The organism is Alcanivorax sp. NBRC 102024 (genome assembly GCF_001602235.1).
Lineage (GTDB): Bacteria > Pseudomonadota > Gammaproteobacteria > Pseudomonadales > Alcanivoracaceae > Alcanivorax.
Genome location: NZ_BDAS01000008.1, coordinates 58,139 through 75,049 on the forward strand (window position 1 = coordinate 58,139; position 16,911 = coordinate 75,049).

17 protein-coding genes are annotated in these 16,911 nt (G+C 60.0%); 12 read left to right on the forward strand and 5 right to left on the reverse strand.

All coding sequences use genetic code 11. The features are described 5' to 3' along the window. Positions 1-252: 252 nt before the first annotated feature. The 6 genes from A0251_RS12770 (at position 253) to modC (ending at position 5,802) form a co-directional block, all read left to right on the forward strand. On the forward strand, positions 253-1,776 hold the full coding sequence (locus A0251_RS12770) for a carboxylesterase/lipase family protein (protein ID WP_062817240.1): 1,524 nt from the start codon (positions 253-255) through the stop codon (positions 1,774-1,776). Between the two features lie 117 nt (positions 1,777-1,893). Next, positions 1,894-2,226 (forward strand): BolA family transcriptional regulator, encoded by a 333-nt coding sequence (locus A0251_RS12775; RefSeq protein ID WP_062817241.1) that lies wholly within the window; start codon positions 1,894-1,896, stop codon positions 2,224-2,226. Next, complete coding sequence (locus A0251_RS12780; protein WP_062817242.1) at positions 2,223-3,173, forward strand: rhodanese-related sulfurtransferase; 951 nt, start codon at positions 2,223-2,225, stop codon at positions 3,171-3,173. Before A0251_RS12775 ends, A0251_RS12780 begins: the two co-directional genes overlap by 4 nt. A gap of 166 nt (positions 3,174-3,339) precedes the next feature. After that, complete coding sequence (gene modA / locus A0251_RS12785; protein ID WP_062817243.1) at positions 3,340-4,080, forward strand: molybdate ABC transporter substrate-binding protein; 741 nt, start codon at positions 3,340-3,342, stop codon at positions 4,078-4,080. After that, complete coding sequence (modB, locus tag A0251_RS12790; RefSeq protein WP_062817244.1) at positions 4,070-4,753, forward strand: molybdate ABC transporter permease subunit; 684 nt, start codon at positions 4,070-4,072, stop codon at positions 4,751-4,753. Before modA ends, modB begins: the two co-directional genes overlap by 11 nt. Continuing rightward, positions 4,750-5,802, forward strand: coding sequence for a molybdenum ABC transporter ATP-binding protein (gene modC / locus A0251_RS12795; protein WP_062817245.1), 1,053 nt, complete (start codon positions 4,750-4,752; stop codon positions 5,800-5,802). The genes modB and modC overlap by 4 nt, the downstream gene beginning before the upstream one ends. 155 nt (positions 5,803-5,957) lie before the next feature. On the opposite strand, the gene A0251_RS12800 is transcribed toward modC, so the two are convergent. Then, positions 5,958-7,067, reverse strand: coding sequence for a prolipoprotein diacylglyceryl transferase family protein (locus tag A0251_RS12800; protein ID WP_062817246.1), 1,110 nt, complete (start codon positions 7,065-7,067; stop codon positions 5,958-5,960). A gap of 110 nt (positions 7,068-7,177) precedes the next feature. Next, a complete protein-coding gene (locus A0251_RS12805) occupies positions 7,178-7,435 on the reverse strand; it encodes a hypothetical protein (RefSeq protein ID WP_062817247.1) in 258 nt (85 codons plus the stop codon). Positions 7,436-7,586: 151 nt separating this feature from the next. Between A0251_RS12805 and A0251_RS12810 the strand changes: the two genes are divergently transcribed. Both A0251_RS12810 and A0251_RS12815 read left to right on the forward strand, forming a co-directional pair. Continuing rightward, the gene (locus A0251_RS12810) at positions 7,587-9,155 is read left to right on the forward strand and encodes a GMC family oxidoreductase (RefSeq protein WP_062817248.1); all 1,569 of its coding nucleotides are present in this window, start codon (positions 7,587-7,589) and stop codon (positions 9,153-9,155) included. Positions 9,156-9,257: 102 nt separating this feature from the next. Continuing rightward, positions 9,258-9,827 (forward strand): hypothetical protein, encoded by a 570-nt coding sequence (locus tag A0251_RS12815; RefSeq protein WP_062817249.1) that lies wholly within the window; start codon positions 9,258-9,260, stop codon positions 9,825-9,827. Between the two features lie 19 nt (positions 9,828-9,846). Here A0251_RS12815 and A0251_RS12820 read toward each other — a convergent pair whose 3' ends face one another. From A0251_RS12820 to A0251_RS12830, 3 genes are all read right to left on the reverse strand, one after another. Next, entirely contained in the window at positions 9,847-10,680 is an 834-nt protein-coding gene (locus A0251_RS12820) for a DUF2914 domain-containing protein (protein ID WP_062817250.1), read from the reverse strand. Between the two features lie 137 nt (positions 10,681-10,817). Next, positions 10,818-11,363, reverse strand: a complete 546-nt coding sequence (locus A0251_RS12825) for a YecA family protein (protein ID WP_062817251.1) — start codon at positions 11,361-11,363, stop codon at positions 10,818-10,820. 68 nt (positions 11,364-11,431) lie between these two features. Then, entirely contained in the window at positions 11,432-12,520 is a 1,089-nt protein-coding gene (locus A0251_RS12830) for a diguanylate cyclase (protein WP_231866006.1), read from the reverse strand. Between the two features lie 171 nt (positions 12,521-12,691). Between A0251_RS12830 and A0251_RS12835 the strand changes: the two genes are divergently transcribed. The 4 genes from A0251_RS12835 (at position 12,692) to ttcA (ending at position 16,755) form a co-directional block, all read left to right on the forward strand. Then, positions 12,692-13,786 carry an acyl-CoA dehydrogenase family protein gene (locus A0251_RS12835; RefSeq protein ID WP_062817252.1) on the forward strand — a complete coding sequence of 365 codons (1,095 nt, stop codon included), beginning with the start codon at positions 12,692-12,694 and terminating at the stop codon, positions 13,784-13,786. Between the two features lie 9 nt (positions 13,787-13,795). After that, a complete protein-coding gene (locus A0251_RS12840) occupies positions 13,796-14,989 on the forward strand; it encodes an acyl-CoA dehydrogenase family protein (RefSeq protein ID WP_062817253.1) in 1,194 nt (397 codons plus the stop codon). Positions 14,990-15,100: 111 nt separating this feature from the next. Continuing rightward, positions 15,101-15,898, forward strand: coding sequence for an SDR family oxidoreductase (locus A0251_RS12845; RefSeq protein ID WP_062817254.1), 798 nt, complete (start codon positions 15,101-15,103; stop codon positions 15,896-15,898). Beyond that, on the forward strand, positions 15,898-16,755 hold the full coding sequence (gene ttcA / locus A0251_RS12850) for a tRNA 2-thiocytidine(32) synthetase TtcA (RefSeq protein ID WP_062817255.1): 858 nt from the start codon (positions 15,898-15,900) through the stop codon (positions 16,753-16,755). The genes A0251_RS12845 and ttcA overlap by 1 nt, the downstream gene beginning before the upstream one ends. Positions 16,756-16,911: the final 156 nt, after the last annotated feature.

Genomic DNA, 16,911 nt, shown 5'->3' on the forward strand with positions numbered 1-16,911 from the left:
TGGATTAGCAAAGCCCTCTGGCGGTGGCTGCGAGGGCGTGAACAAGTGTAAGTCAGGTTTCTGACAGTGTTGTTAATGTTGTCTAACAATTAAACATGAGCTTTGGCCTACTTATCAGTAGGTAATTTGCTATGGTCTGCGGTCAGCCTTTGCCCTGTGGGCCATGGTGGCAATTCACAAGGCCGTTGCCCGGCGCCAAAGCGTGCAGGAGACAACAAGGCTGTCGGACAGAAACCGGAAAAGGACTCAGCTATGTCAGCAGTGATTCGTCAGGGCCGTTATCAGGGGCTGACCGCAAACGGTGTCACCGAATACAGGGGCATCCCGTTTGCCTTGCCACCGCTGGGTGAGCATCGGTTCAAGGCCCCCCGGCCGTTGCCGGACGGTGATAATGCGGTGGTAGCAGATCACTATCCCCAACCCTCCCTGCAGATGAAGAACCCGCTGATGGGGGTCCACGAGTCCAGCGAAGACTGCCTGTACCTGAATATCTGGGTGCCCGAAGGGGAGGGGCCCTTTCCGGTGATGGTCTGGTTCCATGGCGGCGCTTACCTGGCCGGCTCCATCTCGCAACCGTTGTACAACGGGGCGGAACTGGCTCGAAGCCAGCGGGTGGTGGTAGTCAATGCGGCCTATCGGTTGGGGGCCATGGGCTTTGCGGATTTCACGGCGGTGGCACCGGAACTGGATGCGGACAGTAATCTGGGCCTGCGCGATCAACTGGCGGCGCTGGAGTGGGTGCAGGAAAACATCAGCGGTTTTGCCGGTGATGCCGGCCGGGTCACCGTATTCGGAGAATCCGCCGGTGGCTTCAGCGTCTGTGCTCTGTTGGCATGTCCGCGGGCGGCCTCACTGTTCCATGCTGCCATCTCGCAGTCCGGCGCGGCGGATTTTGTGCTGGCGCCGGAGCAGGTCCGCAGGGTCACCGACGCTTTTGTGGCGGCATTGCCGGGCGCGGGCAGTGCCGCAGAGAAGCTAAGCGACAGCACCGCAAAAGACTGGATCAAGGCCCAGAACCAGGCGGTGAAAGTGCTGGTGGATCGAGGGCTTCGCACCACCACGCCACAGTTTGCGATGAACTTTCTTCCCATGGTGGATGGGGACCTGTTGCCGCAGTCGCCGATTGATGCCATTGCCGCCGGTGCTGCTGCGGACAAGAGACTGCTGGCGGGGGTTTGCCGGGATGAATATCACTTTTTCCAGTACGCCGGCGTCCTGGCTGGCACGGTGAAAATGGATTCCCTGCGGGAGGCGGATGATCAGGAAATCCAGCGTCGGTTCGAGCGTGGCCTGCCGGGCAATGGGGCCCGGGCGTTCGAGTATTACCATTCCACGGTGAAACCGGATCCCCGCCGCAGTCCGCTGGATATATTTTCGGCCATGGAATCTGATCGTCTCTTCCGTGTGCCCACATTGCGGTTGCTGGATGCCCAGAGCCGCCATAATGCGGACTGTTGGGGATTCCAGTTTACCTGGCAGAGCGAACCCTTCGGCTTGCCACTGGGAGCCTGTCATGTGGTGGATGTGCCCTTCGTGTTTGGCGTCACCGATACCCCGGCGGGAATCTATTTCACCGGCGGTGGAGATGCCGCCAGGACCTTGTCCCGTCAGGTACAGACCGCCTGGGGCGACTTTGCTCACGGCAAGGCTCCTGGCTGGCACGGCTGGTCCGCCGGGCGCAAGGTGCGCCAGTTCGGGCCGGGCGAGGAGATGGCCGCCTTGCTGGACAAGGATGCCGAGACGCTGTGGGAGTCCATCATTCCTGCCCCGCAGTGAGCGGGAGTGTCTGACCGCCGGACATTTCTCAGGACCTGGCAAAGCGCGTAGAATACTGCCCCCGCGCGGCCCTGACGCCGCGCTATAATGGTTTTGTATCCCCGGGTGGTGAGTGCCATGAGCGTAGCAACATTGATCGAGCGCAAGGTTTCCGAGGCTGTCCCTGTGGCACATTTGGCCCTGGAAAACGAAAGTCACAAGCACAGTGTGCCACCCAATTCAGAAACCCACTTCAAGTTGGTGCTGGTAAGCGACGCCTTTGACGGTATGTTGCTGGTGCGTCGCCACCAGATGCTCTACAAGGTTCTGGCCGAGGAGCTGGCGGGTCCGGTGCATGCACTGGCCCTGCATACCTATACCGTGGCGGAGTGGCAGGCCAAGGGCGGCGAGGTGAGTGAATCCCCTGACTGTCTTGGTGGCAGTAAGCACGATCCGGAGTTCAAGGCGTGAGTCAGCATAAAGTGGAAAGGTCGGACAGCATCGTCGTTGCTGCCCTGTACAAGTTTGTCCGTCTGGGCGATTTCGAGCAGTTGCGCGAGCCCCTTCTGGCGCTGATGCTCGCACAGGATGTGCGCGGCACCCTGTTGTTGGCCAACGAGGGCATTAACGGCACCATCGCCGGTCCACGGGCGGGTATCGACACGGTACTTGGCTGGCTCCGTGAGGATCCCCGTCTGGCGGATCTGGAGCACAAGGAATCCTTCCACGACGCGCATCCCTTCCTGCGTACCAAGGTGAAACTCAAGAAAGAAATTGTCACCATGGGGGTGGAAGGCATCGACCCCAACCGTACCGTGGGCACCTATCTGAGCCCGCAAGAATGGAACGCGGTGATCAGTGATCCGGAAACCCTGCTGATCGATACCCGCAATGATTATGAAGTGGAAGTGGGCACCTTCAAGGGCGCCATCAACCCGGAAACCCGAACCTTCCGGGAGTTTCCCGAGTATGTGAAAGAGACCCTGGACCCGGCCAGGCACAAGAAAGTGGCCATGTTCTGTACCGGCGGCATCCGTTGTGAGAAATCCACTGCCTACCTGAAAGAGCAGGGCTTTGAAGAGGTCTATCACCTGAAGGGAGGCATTCTCAAATATCTGGAAGAGATGCCGAAAGAAGAATCCCTGTGGGAAGGGGAGTGTTTCGTCTTTGACGAAAGGGTGACTGTTGATCACGACCTTAACCCCGGTGAATTTGACCAGTGCCACGCCTGCCGCCGACCCATCAGTGAAGAGGAAAAGGCGTCGGAAAAATTCCAGTTGGGGGTGTCCTGCCCGAAGTGCTTCGACGAATCCTCACCGGAACAAAAGGCGCGTTTTGCCGAACGGCAGAAGCAGATCGAACTGGCCCGCGCTCGCGGCCGCCAGCATCGCGGTCAGAATCCCCGCAAGCAATCCTGAGCTATCCAGTTTCAAGACACGAGTTACGAGTGGCGAAGAGCAAAAGCTTGTTTTCGTTACTCGCTACTCGTACCTCGCTCCTGAGCTTACGAGGCGGATCACCAATAGTGCCGCCCGGCTTGATGACATAGACTGGGCCCTGCCTGGTCATCGTCCTGGAGCCTTCATGAAGTGTTTGCTTGTCAGCCTGTTGTTGATGGTGGCGGCCACCGCAGCGGCGGAGCCTGTACAGGTTGCCGTTGCCGCCAATTTTTCTTCTCCGTTGAAGCAACTGGTTGAGGCCTATCACCAGCACCACCCGGAGGCAGAGATTCAGGTCACGGTGGGGTCCACCGGCAAGCTTGCGGCCCAGATTCGTCAAGGCGCGCCCTATGATATTTTCCTGGCCGCGGACGCTCGTCGACCGCAAGAGCTGGCCTCGGAAGGGTTGATTCTGCCGGAGACGGTACGGACCTATGCAATTGGCAGACTGGTGTTGTGGTCACCGGATGCCGGGCCGGTCCTGGCCGGGCCGTCGCTGGTCGCCGGTCAGGTGTCGCCGGTGGCCATGGCTAATCCCCGCACCGCCCCCTATGGGGAAGCCGCCCAGGTGGTACTGGCACGCTTTCCGCTGCCTGAGTCGGTGGTTCTTGTGCAGGCAGAGAACGTGGGTCAGAGCTATCACTTTGCGCACAGTGGTGCCGCCCAGGCGGCATTTGTCGCCTTGAGTCAGGTGCAGGACAAGGGTGGGCGGCAGTGGCGTATTCCCGATGGCCTTTATCCTCCCATACGCCAACAGGCGGGCCTGCTCAGGGATTCCGAGGCCGCCCGGCATTTTTATGCGTTTCTGTTTTCTGCCCCGGCCCGGGAGAGAATTAACGGGTTGGGATACGGTACTGACGAGGTCGCCGATGACGATGGTGAGTGATGGCGACTGGCTGGCGCTCTGGGTAAGCATCAAACTGGCGCTGGTCACCACCGCCATCCTGCTGCTGGTGTGTACGCCGCTGGCCTGGTGGCTGGCCCGCCGCCGTTTGCCCGGTCAGGCGTTACTGGAAGCCTTGTTGGCCCTGCCACTGGTACTGCCGCCTTCGGTGCTGGGGTTTTATCTGCTGATCGGGCTGGGGCCGAACGGTCCCGGTGGCTGGCTGACCCAGTGGGGAGAGGCCCGTTCCCTGGCGTTCAGCTTTACCGGCCTGGTGATCGGGTCGCTGATCTACTCGCTGCCATTTGTCCTGCAGCCCCTGAAGAATGCCTTCGCCGCCATCGAGACCAGGCAGTTGGATATGGCGGCGGTCTCGGGTGCCCGTCCCCTGGACCGATTCTTCTCGCTGGTGATTCCCCAGGCCCGGCAGGGCTATGCCAGCGCGGCTATTCTCGGTATTGCCCATACGCTGGGGGAATTCGGTGTGGTGTTGATGATCGGTGGCAGCCTTGCCGGAGAAACCCGTGTGGCATCCGTGGCGCTGTATGAACATGTGGAAGCTGGAGACTATGCCAATGCCCATCGGCTGGCCGGTGTGCTGCTGGTAATGTCGGTGATGATGTTGTGGGCCCTGTTCCGCTGGCAGCGCAAACAGAACGTGGGGGTGATGCCTTGAGTCTGGCATTTTCCCTGGCCGGGCAGGTGGGGCAATGCCGTCTGCAGGTACAGGCACAGCTTGCCGCCAGTGGCGTGACTGTGCTGTTTGGCCCTTCCGGCTCCGGCAAAAGTACCCTGCTGCGAATGCTGGCCGGGCTCCAGGAATGCGAGGGGGAAATCCGCTTCGGGGATCAATTGTGGCATACCGAGGGTTTCCGGCTTCCTCCCTGGGAACGGCCCTTGGGTATGATGTTTCAAGCGCCGACCCTGTTTCGCCATCTGGATGTTCGCGGCAATCTGGACTATGTGAGAAAGCGCCGCGGTGCCAGTGGGGAAGATCTGGCGAGGGTGGTCGGCCAGACCCACATTGAACCCCTGCTGGCCCGTTCTGTTGAGACACTGTCCGGTGGTGAGGCCCAGCGGGTGGCACTGGCTCGCGCCTTAATGGCCGGCCCGGAGTTGTTGCTGCTGGATGAACCCTTGTCGGCGCTGGATCATGGCCACAAGCAGGAGCTTCTTGGCATGATCAGCGCCATCGCCACTCAGGTACCGGTGATTTACGTTACCCACGACCTGGATGAATTGCTGACCCTGTCGCGGCAAGTCTGGCTGATGGAACAGGGGCGGATCGTGGCAAGTGGCAAGGCCCATGAGGAGCTGGCACGGCTGGATGGCCCGCTGGCCCAGCGGGGCGATGCTACCGCGTTGCTGTACGGAGAGTTAGGCGCTTACGACAGTCGGGATCATTTGCAGGCAGTGAACGTGGCGCGGCAGACATTCTGGCTGCCGGCGGCGCGACAGGTGGCCGGAGATGCCCCGGTGCGGCTGCGGATTGCGGCCAGGGATGTCAGCCTGTGCAGGCAGGCGCCAGAGGATTCCAGCATTCTCAATATCCACCCGGTTCAGGTGGCAGGTCTGCGTGAAGTGGGCCCGGGCCAGGCGGTGGTGCAACTGGTCCTGGGGGACCAGCGGCTGCTGGCCCGTATCTCCAGCCGTTCCGCCCGGGAGCTGGAGGTATTTCCCGGTGCGCAGTTGTATGCGCAGGTGAAAGCGGTGGCGTTGGGGTGAGGTCAAGGCCTCAAGCTACAAGCTACAACGCGGCTCAATCATGTTGGTATTTGAAACGTAAGAGGCCGCGCCCGAGTCCTGGGCGCGGCTTCATACGTTGGAAACCCTACATTCGTTTCTCGTGTTGTAGCTTGAGGCTTGTAGCTTGCAGCTGTTCAAGCTGCCGCCTTTCCCTCTCCCTTGCACCCTTCCTCTTCACAGCCTGCCTGGCTGCGCCAGTCAGCGGCCAGGCCGAAGCGAAGCTCCCCGGTGGTGATGGTGCTGGTGCCGGAAAAGAAGAACATGGTCACGGTGATCACCTGCAGACTGAGAATCACCCCCGGTGACCACAGAGCGCCCAGGCCTGCTGCCAGATCCGGTACCAGACCCGCATGGACCGGCAGTACCAGACTGATGACGATGCCGTAGAGTGCGGCAAAGAGGGCCATCATCTGGTAGACGGAGAACAGCTTGCTGCCGCCTCGGTAGTCCGCCCGCAGTGTCTCCGAATAAACCCGCCACAACTGGCTTCCCACCAGGCTCAGGGCAAAGGCCAGGGCAAACTGCTGGTGGAAGAAGAGCGCGCTGCACAACAGGGCCAGAGCGGTGTACACCACGCAGGTGATTGCCTGGATGGGGATGACCTTCACTGCCTCCATTTCGCCGGCAAAGGCGATCTTCTTGGTCTTGCCGATAAACACATGATTCAAGGTGCTGAACAGGCGCTGAGCCCAGGAAGGTGAATGTCTGAGCGCTTTGCCATAACAGCAGCCGAAACTGATGCAGGCCAGCCGGCCGATGCCTTCACCCAACACATAGGCAATCGACATGGCCGCCAACATGGGCAGAATCGGCAGGGCCGTATCCCACCAGCGCTGGCTGGCCATATCCGCCAGCCAGAGAAACAGGGGAGCGATAAGAATACCGACAAAGCTGGCGCCTCCCACGGTGAAACCATGGCGGTTCTTCTCAACCACAGTGGCGATGATCTTGGCGGCGGGCAGGCAGATGGCAAGCACGCCCAGTGTGAGCAGCAGGGCGGTTCCCAGCGCAACGCCGGCGGATGCCGTCAAAAGAATAAAGGCGGCAACGCCGAGCCCTCCGGAGATGCCGGTGAACAACCCATAAAAGGTCAGGTTCAGGCCTTGCCAGGAACCGTCACTGTTTTTTTTCAGGGGTAGCGAGGCCACGAATTGCCAGCGCTCTTCCGGCAGGTGACGGAACAGAAAGCGAAAGGTTACCCCGAACACCAGGGCACAGCCCAACAGAAACAGATCCGCAGCCATCAGCGAGCTCCTCAACGGTGGCGTCAACGAGGAGGATGGGGGTGGAACAGTGCGGAGGAATGACAGGCGCGTTACGATTGTGTGAAGGATGAGGGCGACACGTGGACGGGCTAGTCCCGATTACGGAGAAAACACTCGGCGGCCTGAACAATCAATTCCGTAACAGAACGGTCTTCCATCAGGGCCTGCATTTTCAGGCGTTTATGCAGATCGGCGGGGATGTCAGCGGTGAGGCGGCGATAGCCATCGCGAACGGCACCCGGACGCTGCGGCTTCGCGGCTTTCTTCGCAGCCGGTTTGCGAGCGACGCCGTTACGCTTGCGGGGGCGTTGCTGCTCTTCAATAGTGACGAAATCGATCTGTTCCATGGGTGCTGCAATGAGGCCGGCGAAGACAGTGGCCAGATTACTGGAAAGTGCCGCAAATAGACAGGATTGAGCGTTAATTTTATAGTGCAAAACCTTGATTAAAATAGCGTTGTCGCAAAGGCAACGACAAGAAAAGGGGATGGGGGAGACGATGGAAAATGTGGATGTCCTGATCATCGGCAGCGGCTTCGGTGGCTCGGTGATGGCCTGCCGTATGGCGGAGAAGGGAAGTCAGGTGGTCGTGCTGGAGCGGGGCCGGCGCTGGTTGCCTGAGGCCTATCCCTCGGTTTCCCAGCGCGACTGGTTCTGGGATGAGGACGAGCCTGAGAAACAGAACGGCTGGCTTGATTTTCGCTATTTCGGCGACATGAGTATCGCCACCGGTGCCGGCGTTGGCGGTGGTTCCCTGATTTACGCCAATGTCAGCATTGAGGCCAGATCCGAGGCCTTTGCGCAGGGCTGGCCCGAGGCCATCGACTACACCACCCTCAAGCCTCATTACGACACCACCGGTGTCATGCTCAACGTCCAGGAGCTGCCGGCCAATCAGTGGACAGCACGAACCCACCTGATGAAAGAGGGGGCCGAGGCGGTGGGGGCCGGAGAGCGGTTTCGTATCGTTCCCCAGGCGATCACCTTCGATCCGGACTGGAGCCCGGAGCGTGATGATCCCTATGACTACGGCCACAGCCAATCCTGGGTGAACCCACAGGGCAAGACCCAGGGCACCTGTGTGCATTGCGGGAATTGCGATCTGGGTTGCCCGGTGCAAGCCAAGAACACCCTGGACATGAATTACCTGGCGGCGGCGGAGAATGCCGGTGCCGATGTTCGTCCTCTGCATCATGTGCGCACCATTCGGGCTATGCAGGGCGGCGGCTATGAAGTGCTGGCCCGTGACCTGGAGGGTCATTGCTGGCGACGTTTCAAGGCGGAGAAAGTGATCGTGGCCGCCGGCTCCATGGGGTCCACGGAATTGCTGCTGCGCTGCCGGGATCAATACAAGACCTTGCCGAAACTCAGCCGCAAGCTGGGCCATAACTGGTCCTGCAATGGCGACTTTGCCACCATGGCTTTCTACGACGAGCGCCGGGTTTCGCCCACTCGCGGGCCCACCATCACCAGCGCCATCGACTATCTGGATGGCTCCGATGGCGGGGCGCGCTACTTTGTCGAAGATGGCGGCGTGCCGGATATCCTCGGCAGCTGGATGGAACGGCTGGGAAAGGATCCGCGATTCGCAGGTACCCGGCTGGGCGCTGCCATGGTCGAATACGGTGACAGCAGTGACCCCTTTGCGAAGATGATGCCCTGGTTCGGACAGGCCATGGATGATCCCGGCGGCCGTTTCTCTCTGGGGCGTCGTTGGTACTGGCCCTGGAAAAAAGACCGCCTGAAACTGGACTGGGATTACCGCCAGGCAGAAAAAGCGGTGCAGGCCCTTGCCGACAGGCATCTGGCCTTGACCGCCGCCACTGGCGGCAAGCCCATGACTCCAGCCACATGGAACTGGTTCAAGGATCTGGTGACCCCTCACCCTCTGGGGGGCTGCAATATGGCGGATTCTGTGGAACAGGGCGTGGTAGATCACCGGGGAGAGGTGTTCAACTACCCCAATCTGTTTGTGATTGATGGTGCCATGGTGCCCCGTGCATTGGGCTTGAATCCGTCGCGGACCATCGCTGCACTGGCGGAATATGCTGCCAGTCAGATGGGTTGAGGTTCGCCTGGGGCGCGCGCTCAAACCCCGCTGGACGATGACTGACCCTGCTGACCCAATCGCCACATGGGGAAGGCAGCAACAACGAGAGAGGACGCCACAATGGCCGACGCCCGTTTTCATATTGTGTTTACCGGTCAACTGGTGAAAGGCTCGGACCTTGCCACCGTGAAGGCCAACCTGGGAAAAATTTTCAAGATGGAGGCCCCGCGGGTGGAGAAGCTGTTCTCCGGCCAGCCTGTGGTGCTGAAAAAGGATGCGGATCAGGCCACCGCCATGAAATTCCGGGCGGTACTGAAACAGGCCGGTGCCGAGTGCGAATTGCGCCCGGTGGCAGAAGCCGCGACGCCGCCGTCAGCCCCACAACCGTCGGCGCCTGTCCGGGACACGGCGGCCGCAGTCCGAACGGACAGCCAGGGGGATGCGCAGGCCTCAACGGGCGAGCTGGAAACGGTGGGCACGATCCGCACCGGTGGCACCGGATTTTCCGGCGCTTTTTCCGTGGCGGAGGTTGGCGCAAAAATGGATAACAGCGACAAGAAGGCACCCCCGCCAGCACCGGATGTCAGCCACTTGAGCATGGCACAGACCGGCGAGGTGCTCGGTCAGAAAAAACAGGAAAAAGCGCCCGTGGTTCCGGATATCAGCCACCTTTCCCTCAAGGATGACTGAGGCCTCCGGCCCGTCATGATCAGGGGCTGGATGCGGACTGGAAGATCGGTTCGTTGCGGTCGTCGCCCTCCAGCCGTTCCAGCAGCCTTTGCCGACTTTGCAGTGCCGGGTAAACCGGACTGTCGGGCGAGATCGAAATCTCCAGGGTCTGCATCAATTCCCGGGCACCATGGATATCCCGCTGGCGGATCATTCTCTCCAGTTGCGCAAAGGCTTCGTTATTCGTGGCCAGGGAATCAAGCGCGCTCTGTTGTTGCGGGTTGTCGGTGAGCTGCCGGGCACGGCGTATGGCCACCTTGGCAGCGCGGGTGTCACCAAGGTCAAGCAACTGTCGGATAACGTCGTAATGTTTACTGAGATCCACCGGTGAGGGATCCGCGCTTTCCGGCTCGGCGTGCCCCGAGGGGGGCGGTGGCGTGGCGTGTGCAGGCGCCATCTGGCTGGCGGCCCCATCCTCACTCAGGGTCAGGGTCCAGGTTCCCAGCTGACAGCCACTTTGGGTAGAAACCTGGACCTGCCACTGACCGCCCACGGCCAGGTCAAGGCCGGCAAAGGTCTTTGATGACCAGGTGCGCCAGTAGTCCGAACCTACCGCCAGGGTGACATCGACGATAGCGTCACCGTTGTAGGACCAGGTGTGATGCAGCTGCTGGCCATTGCCACCCTGGATGGCAGTGAAAAACAGCAGTTCATTGGCTGAAAGTGGGGCGGTTGCCAGTGAGGAAACGGGTTCGCGATCTTCCACGTCGGTTGTGAAAGCCGCACTGACCAAGGTGGGGCAAGGGTTGTTGGTGGCTGTTTCAGCGAAGGCCAGTGCCGGAATCAGCAGGCCGGTGACAATGCAGATGCGCACCTTGATTTCCCCCCAGAGTGTTATCGGGCTGCCGCTTTGTAAGAAGCGTTTTTGGGATCGCGGCAGCGCTTACCTCAAGACTAGTCGGAGAGAAGCAACAAGGCGCAGAACTGTGTCACGTTAGCGGGGAAGGTTCCTTAAGCGGGGTCCACTCCCTGATCAGGGCCATGGAATACCAGGTAGAGCTCTTCCAGAATCTCCGGAACACTCAGGGCCATTTGCCGGACAAGCTGGGTGTTGTCCCAGAGCGTGTCCAGGGCTTCATCATCATCCACGCCGGAGATCAGGATAAAGGGCAGCAGCAATTGCGCCATCTGTTCTTCATCGTCCTGGTACCAGGCTTGCTCATCCACGAACACCCCGGTCATGAAACCGGCACACCAGCTTGCCAGGTCCTGGCCGTCATCGTCCTGGTACGGGTCCAGCAGGCAGGGCAGGTTGATGGCATCGCCGCCCAGCAACTGGGTGACCAGCCGCTCTTTGAGACGGTTGAGGGCATCACAGACTTCCTCGGGAACCGGCATCTCCAGCTCCGCCGCATAGTCTACGGTCTCCGCCTCTGGTCCTACGGCCAGCGCGCATAGCATGCCGTGGATTTCCGTCCAGGTGGGTGCGTCATCACCCTGGTCCTGGAAATATTGGCGAACGGTATTTTTAAGGCTGGGATTGGTGATATCTGACATGGAGTCCTCCGCTGGCCGCAAGCATACCGGGAGTTGTTCAGGGGCTCCAGGCATTCCCGGTGTTTGGCTCAGGGCAGGCTGATGATCCGGTCTCGGCCGTGGGATTTTGCCTCATACAAGGCGGTATCGGCCCGCTTGGTTAACTGATCCGCCGTTTCCCCTTCCTGAAAGGCGGTGAGACCGGCAGAAAAGGTCGTCTGTAGCGATGGAGCAAAATCGTAATGCTGTTCTGAAAACTGCTGGCGCAGGCGCTCAAGGGCCGCTTCGCAAGCGCTTTGCGAGGCATGGGGGAACAGCACCACAAATTCCTCTCCCCCGTAGCGGGCCAGGAGGTCCGACTTGCGCAGACTCTGGCTGGCGATCCGGCCAAAGCGGCTAAGGACTTCGTCGCCACTGTGATGGCCGTGGTTGTCGTTGACCTGCTTGAAATGGTCCAGGTCGATAATCGCCAGGTAGAGGCTGGTGTGGTTACGGTTGGCCAGGGAGATTTCCTCTTCCAGCCGTTCCAGGAAATGGCGGCGGTTGTACAGGCCGGTGAGATCATCGCGGACGGCAATGGCTTCCAGACGTCGATGGGCGTCGCGCAGATTTTCCCGCTGGTCCCTGACCCGGGTCTGCAAATTGTGGATATAGCCCCCCATGTAAATGAACCAGCAGAGAATCAGGGCAAGAATGATCCAGTGTCCGATCAGAAACGAAAAAATGGCCTGCTGGGGGGTTTCCCGCCACTCGTAGATCTGTAGCAGGGTGAAACAGAGCAGGGTAAAACCCGCCATGGCCATCTGGCGGCGCCGATCCAGGGCGAAGATGCCGAACGTCATGACCATGAAGTAGATGCTCAGCATGGCGCCGCGCAACTCCCGGGTGTAGTGAAGGATCACTGTGGTCAGCACGATCCCCGTGGCCATCTGCACAATGGTCAGGCTGGGGTCGGCGAAGCGCTCACTGAGCCCGCTGCGAATGATCAGGAAAAACACCAGATTGATGGCAAAAAGGACCGAAAAGAGGGTCAGGTGGGGGGTGTCGGGAGCAAAAGCGCTGAGCTCGACACCGATGATGGTTCCCGCCCACAACAGGCAATAGGAATAAAGAGCCATGATCTGGCGGCGCAGGCGGATGGCCCGTTCCGGTGGGTCGGCGGGGATCAGGGTAAACACGTAAGAAACACAATCCTGTAGCTGGCCTGATGGCTTTTTTTCGACTTTACCGTTTTTCTCATCCCGGGTCACAGTGATGTCATTGTGAGAGGTAGACATAAGCTGACAGACTGTGTTGCGTAAAACAATCGTTTGATTGGTTGTGTTAACCCGACACTCTGAGGCCAGACCATGTCGACCCCACTGTTTGATCTCACGCTGACAGAAGAGCAGCGTATTACCCGCGAAAGCATGCGGCGTCTCGCCCGCGATACCTTGTCAAACCAGGCCAGAGCTGCCGATGACGCTGCGGCGGCGGATGCGGGCCTGCTCGATGCCATTAGCGGTTTTGGTCTGGCATTGATGCCAATGCCGGAAGCCCTTGGGGGAGTGGGCATGCCCCGTTCGCCGCTCTCCAATGCCCTGGCCGTGGAAGACCTGGCCCAGGGTGATATGTCCCATACCCTGGCGGCGCTCCAGCCCCTGTCTGCGGTGAATGCGCTGATGGATTTTGCTGACGAGCAGCAGCAGGAGCGCTGGTTGCCGGCGTTGGCATCCGAAACCTTCGTTGGCGCCGCCGTGGCCCTCAATGAACCCCGTGCCACCTTCGAACCGACGATGCCGGCCACAACAGCCCGTAAAGAAAGCGATGGTTATACGCTGAACGGTGTGAAAAGCCTGGTGCCCATGGCGGGCCAATGTCAGTGGTTCGTGGTGATCGCTGCCACGGAGAGTGAGGTGGCGGCGTTTGTGGTGCCGGCGGATGCCCCGGGCCTGACCATTGCTGCCGAGGCTTGCATGGGGTTGCGCAGCGCCAATACGGCCACGCTGAGCCTGGAAAACGTCAGGGTTCCGGCCCATGACCGGTTGCCGCACTTTGATCTGGATCGTCTGCTGGGCTTGAGCCGTATTGGGCAATGTGCCATGGCCGTGGGTTGCTGTCAGGCGGTCATGGAATACGCCATTCCCTACGTGAAAGAGCGCAAGGCCTTCGGTGAACCCATTGCCTGGCGTCAGTCCGTGGCCTTTATGGTGGCGAATATGGGCATCGAGATCGAAGGCATGCGTCTGATGATGTTGCGTGCCGCCAGCCGCGCGGAGCAGGGACTGGATTTCCACAGGGAGGCCTATCTGGCCCAGCTGCAGTGCATGGAAAAAGCCATGGAGATTGGTACCAACGGTATCCAGCTGTTCGGTGGTGCCGGCTTTGTGCGCGATTACCCGCTGGAAATGTGGTACCGCAACCTGCGCAGCATCGCCGTGTTGCACGGCAGCCTGATGGTATAGGAGAGAGACATGATCAACCTGGAAATCCCGGCCAAGCTCCAACAGGTCCAGCAGATGGCCCAGCAACTGGCGGCGGGTGTCTTTCGTCCCATTGCCCGTAAATACGACGCCATCGAGCACTGCGACACCCCGGAAGAACTGAAACCGGTGGCACAGATGATGGCGGCCATGCCTCGCGGCAGCGGCGGCAAGAGCGGTGGCGACGAGATCAAAAATGGCAGCAACATGACCGGCATCCTGGCGGTGGAAGCCATGTGCTGGGGGGATGTGGGGCTCATGCTCTCGATCCCGGGCTCAGGGCTTGGCAATGCGGCCGTCATGGCGGTGGGCACCCCGGAGCAGAAAGAAAAATACGGCAAGCTCTACTGTGCCATGGCCATCACTGAGCCCGGTGCCGGCTCGGATTCCGCTGCGGTCAGCACCACCGCCGAACTGGACGGTGACGAGTGGGTGCTCAATGGCGAGAAAATCTACTGCACCGCCGGCCAGCGCTGCGACGCGGTGGTGGTCTGGGCGACACTGGATAAATCCCTGGGCAAGGCGGCGATCAAATCCTTTATTGTCCCCCGCGATAACCCGGGCCTCCAGCTGGTGCGGGTGGAAGACAAGATGGGCCTGCGGGTGTCCGATACCGCGGCGCTGTCTTTCAATAACTGCCGCATTCCCAAGGACCATATTCTCGGTTCTGCGGAGATCGGTGACACCGAGGAAGCCCGCAAGAAAGCATTCGGTGGGGTCATGCAGACCTTTGATAACACCCGGCCGCAAGTGGCTGCCATGGCCCTGGGTGTGGCCCGTGCTGCGTTGGAGATTACCCGGGAAATATTTGAAAAAGAAGGGGTTGGCGCTGATTTCTCGAAACAACCTTATAACTCTACGGCCCGGGAGCTGGAGCTTTATCGCCTGGAAGCCGACCTGGAAGCGGCCCGGCTGATGACCCTCAAGGCGGCCTGGATGGCCGACAATGGCCAGCCCAATTCCAAGGAGGCTTCCATGTGCAAGGCTAAAGCCGGGCGCATGGGCAACGACGTCACCCTCAAGTGTGTGGCCCTGTGCGGCGAGCTGGGTTATTCCGAGCGGACTTTGCTGGAAAAGCTGGCCCGGGATTCCAAGATTATCGACATCTTCGAAGGCACCCAGCAGATCCAGCAGTTGATCGTCGCACGGCACCTGCTGGGGCTGTCCTCCAAAGAACTGAAATAAATCGTCAGCTACAAGCTACAAGTTACAAGCGAAGAGCGCGGTTTCCCGCGCTTTTTGTTTTTGGGCTTGAGGCATTAAGCTTGCAGCTCGTAGCGGTTTTCAGGAGTTCTTATGTCCGAGACATTGGCTGGCAAGGTGGTATGGATTACCGGAGCATCCTCCGGCATTGGCGAGGCAGTGGCGAAGGAATATGCCCGACGCGGTGCAACGCTGGTGCTTTCTGCCCGCCGGGAAGCGGAGCTGCAACGGGTCCGCGAGGGTCTGGTCAACAGTGATGATCATCTGGTCCTGCCGCTGGATTTGGCCGATAGCGGCGCCATGCCTGCGGCGGTGGAGGCCGTGCGTAACCGCTTTGATCGCCTTGATCAGGTGATCCATAACGGCGGCATCTCCCAGCGTTCCCTGGTGGCGGATACTGATCTTGAGGTGGACCGGCGCATCATGGAGGTGAATTTCTTCGGGGCGGTGGCATTGACCAAGGCGGTGCTGCCCTGGCTGAAAGAGCAGGGCAGTGGCCGGTTTGTGGTGGTCACCTCACTGGTGGGTGAATTGCCCACGCCCCTGCGCAGCGCCTACAGCGCCAGCAAGCATGCCCTCCACGGTTTCTTCGAATCCCTGCGCGCGGAAGAGTACGATGCCGGTATCCGGGTGACCCTGGTGATGCCTGGGTTTATCCGTACCAATGTCTCGCTCAATGCGCTCACCGCGGATGGTTCCGCCCAGGGCAGCATGGACGAGGCCCAGGAAGCCGGTATTCCCCCTGAAGAATGCGCTGAACGGCTGGTGAAGGCCGTGCAGCGTGGCCGTGATCAGGTTATCATCGCCGGCCGCGAAGGGGCGGGCGTCTACCTGAAACGCTGGAGCCCCGCGCTGTACCGCCGATTGATCCGTAAAATGAAGGTGACGTAATGTCTGTGGACGCCTTGGACGCCAAACAACGGACCCGCCTCAACAAGTTGCAGAAGAAGCTGCGGCGTGAGGTCGGTCGTGCCATTGCCGATTTCAATATGATCGGTGAGGGCGACAAGGTGATGGTGTGCCTGTCCGGCGGCAAGGATTCCTACACCATGCTGGAAATCCTGCGCAATCTGCAGCATTCGGCACCGGTGAATTTCGAGCTGGTGGCGGTGAACCTGGACCAGAAGCAGCCAGGCTTCCCGGAGCATGTACTGCCCGAATACCTGGAAAAGGAAGGGGTGGCCTACCACATCCTGGAAAAGGACACCTATTCCATCGTCAAGGAGAAGGTCCCCGAGGGCAAAACCACCTGTGGTCTGTGTTCCCGCCTGCGCCGGGGCAGCCTGTACGGGTTTGCCGAGGAAATCGGCGCCAACAAGATCGCCCTGGGCCATCACCGTGACGACATCATTGAAACCCTGTTCCTGAACATGTTCTACGGCGGCAAGATGAAAGCCATGCCGCCCAAGCTGCGCAGCGACGATAACCGCAATATCGTCATTCGCCCGCTGGCCTACTGTCGGGAAAAGGACATTATCGCGTTTTCCAACTTCAAGGATTTCCCGATCATTCCCTGCAATCTGTGCGGCTCCCAGGAAAACCTGCAACGGCAGGTGATCAAGGAGATGCTCAACAAGTGGGACCGGGACCAGCCCGGGCGCATCGAGAACATCTTTGCCGCGATCCAGAATATTGCCCCCTCCCAATTGGCCGATACCCGTCTGTTTGATTTCGAGAACCTGGAAGACGGCCAGCAGCAGGGCGGCGAACAGGCCCATCGGCTGGATGTGGTCAACCTGTTCGGTTGATCAAAAAAACAACGATTTTCCCTGATTTGCCACTAAACATGATTCACGGCCACGTTTCCGGTAAAATGCCCGCGCCTTTTTGCGGGGCTGTCCATCGGATGGCCATGTAACCGTTTCCCCGGGCTTCTGCGATTTCCTCCGAGCTCACTGACGTGA

Bases quoted from the DNA above. Each gene is read 5' to 3' on its own strand.
- A0251_RS12805 (WP_062817247.1), bottom strand. From the start codon at position 7,435: ATGGAACAGATCGATTTCGTCACTATTGAAGAGCAGCAACGCCCCCGC.
- A0251_RS12825 (WP_062817251.1), bottom strand. From the start codon at position 11,363: ATGTCAGATATCACCAATCCCAGCCTTAAAAATACCGTTCGCCAATAT.
- A0251_RS12835 (WP_062817252.1), top strand. From the start codon at position 12,692: ATGTCGACCCCACTGTTTGATCTCACGCTGACAGAAGAGCAGCGTATT.
- A0251_RS12845 (WP_062817254.1), top strand. From the start codon at position 15,101: ATGTCCGAGACATTGGCTGGCAAGGTGGTATGGATTACCGGAGCATCC.
- A0251_RS12840 (WP_062817253.1), top strand. From the start codon at position 13,796: ATGATCAACCTGGAAATCCCGGCCAAGCTCCAACAGGTCCAGCAGATG.
- A0251_RS12815 (WP_062817249.1), top strand. From the start codon at position 9,258: ATGGCCGACGCCCGTTTTCATATTGTGTTTACCGGTCAACTGGTGAAA.
- modB (WP_062817244.1), top strand. From the start codon at position 4,070: ATGGTGAGTGATGGCGACTGGCTGGCGCTCTGGGTAAGCATCAAACTG.
- A0251_RS12810 (WP_062817248.1), top strand. From the start codon at position 7,587: ATGGAAAATGTGGATGTCCTGATCATCGGCAGCGGCTTCGGTGGCTCG.
- modA (WP_062817243.1), top strand. From the start codon at position 3,340: ATGAAGTGTTTGCTTGTCAGCCTGTTGTTGATGGTGGCGGCCACCGCA.
- A0251_RS12800 (WP_062817246.1), bottom strand. From the start codon at position 7,067: ATGGCTGCGGATCTGTTTCTGTTGGGCTGTGCCCTGGTGTTCGGGGTA.
- A0251_RS12770 (WP_062817240.1), top strand. From the start codon at position 253: ATGTCAGCAGTGATTCGTCAGGGCCGTTATCAGGGGCTGACCGCAAAC.
- ttcA (WP_062817255.1), top strand. From the start codon at position 15,898: ATGTCTGTGGACGCCTTGGACGCCAAACAACGGACCCGCCTCAACAAG.
- A0251_RS12775 (WP_062817241.1), top strand. From the start codon at position 1,894: ATGAGCGTAGCAACATTGATCGAGCGCAAGGTTTCCGAGGCTGTCCCT.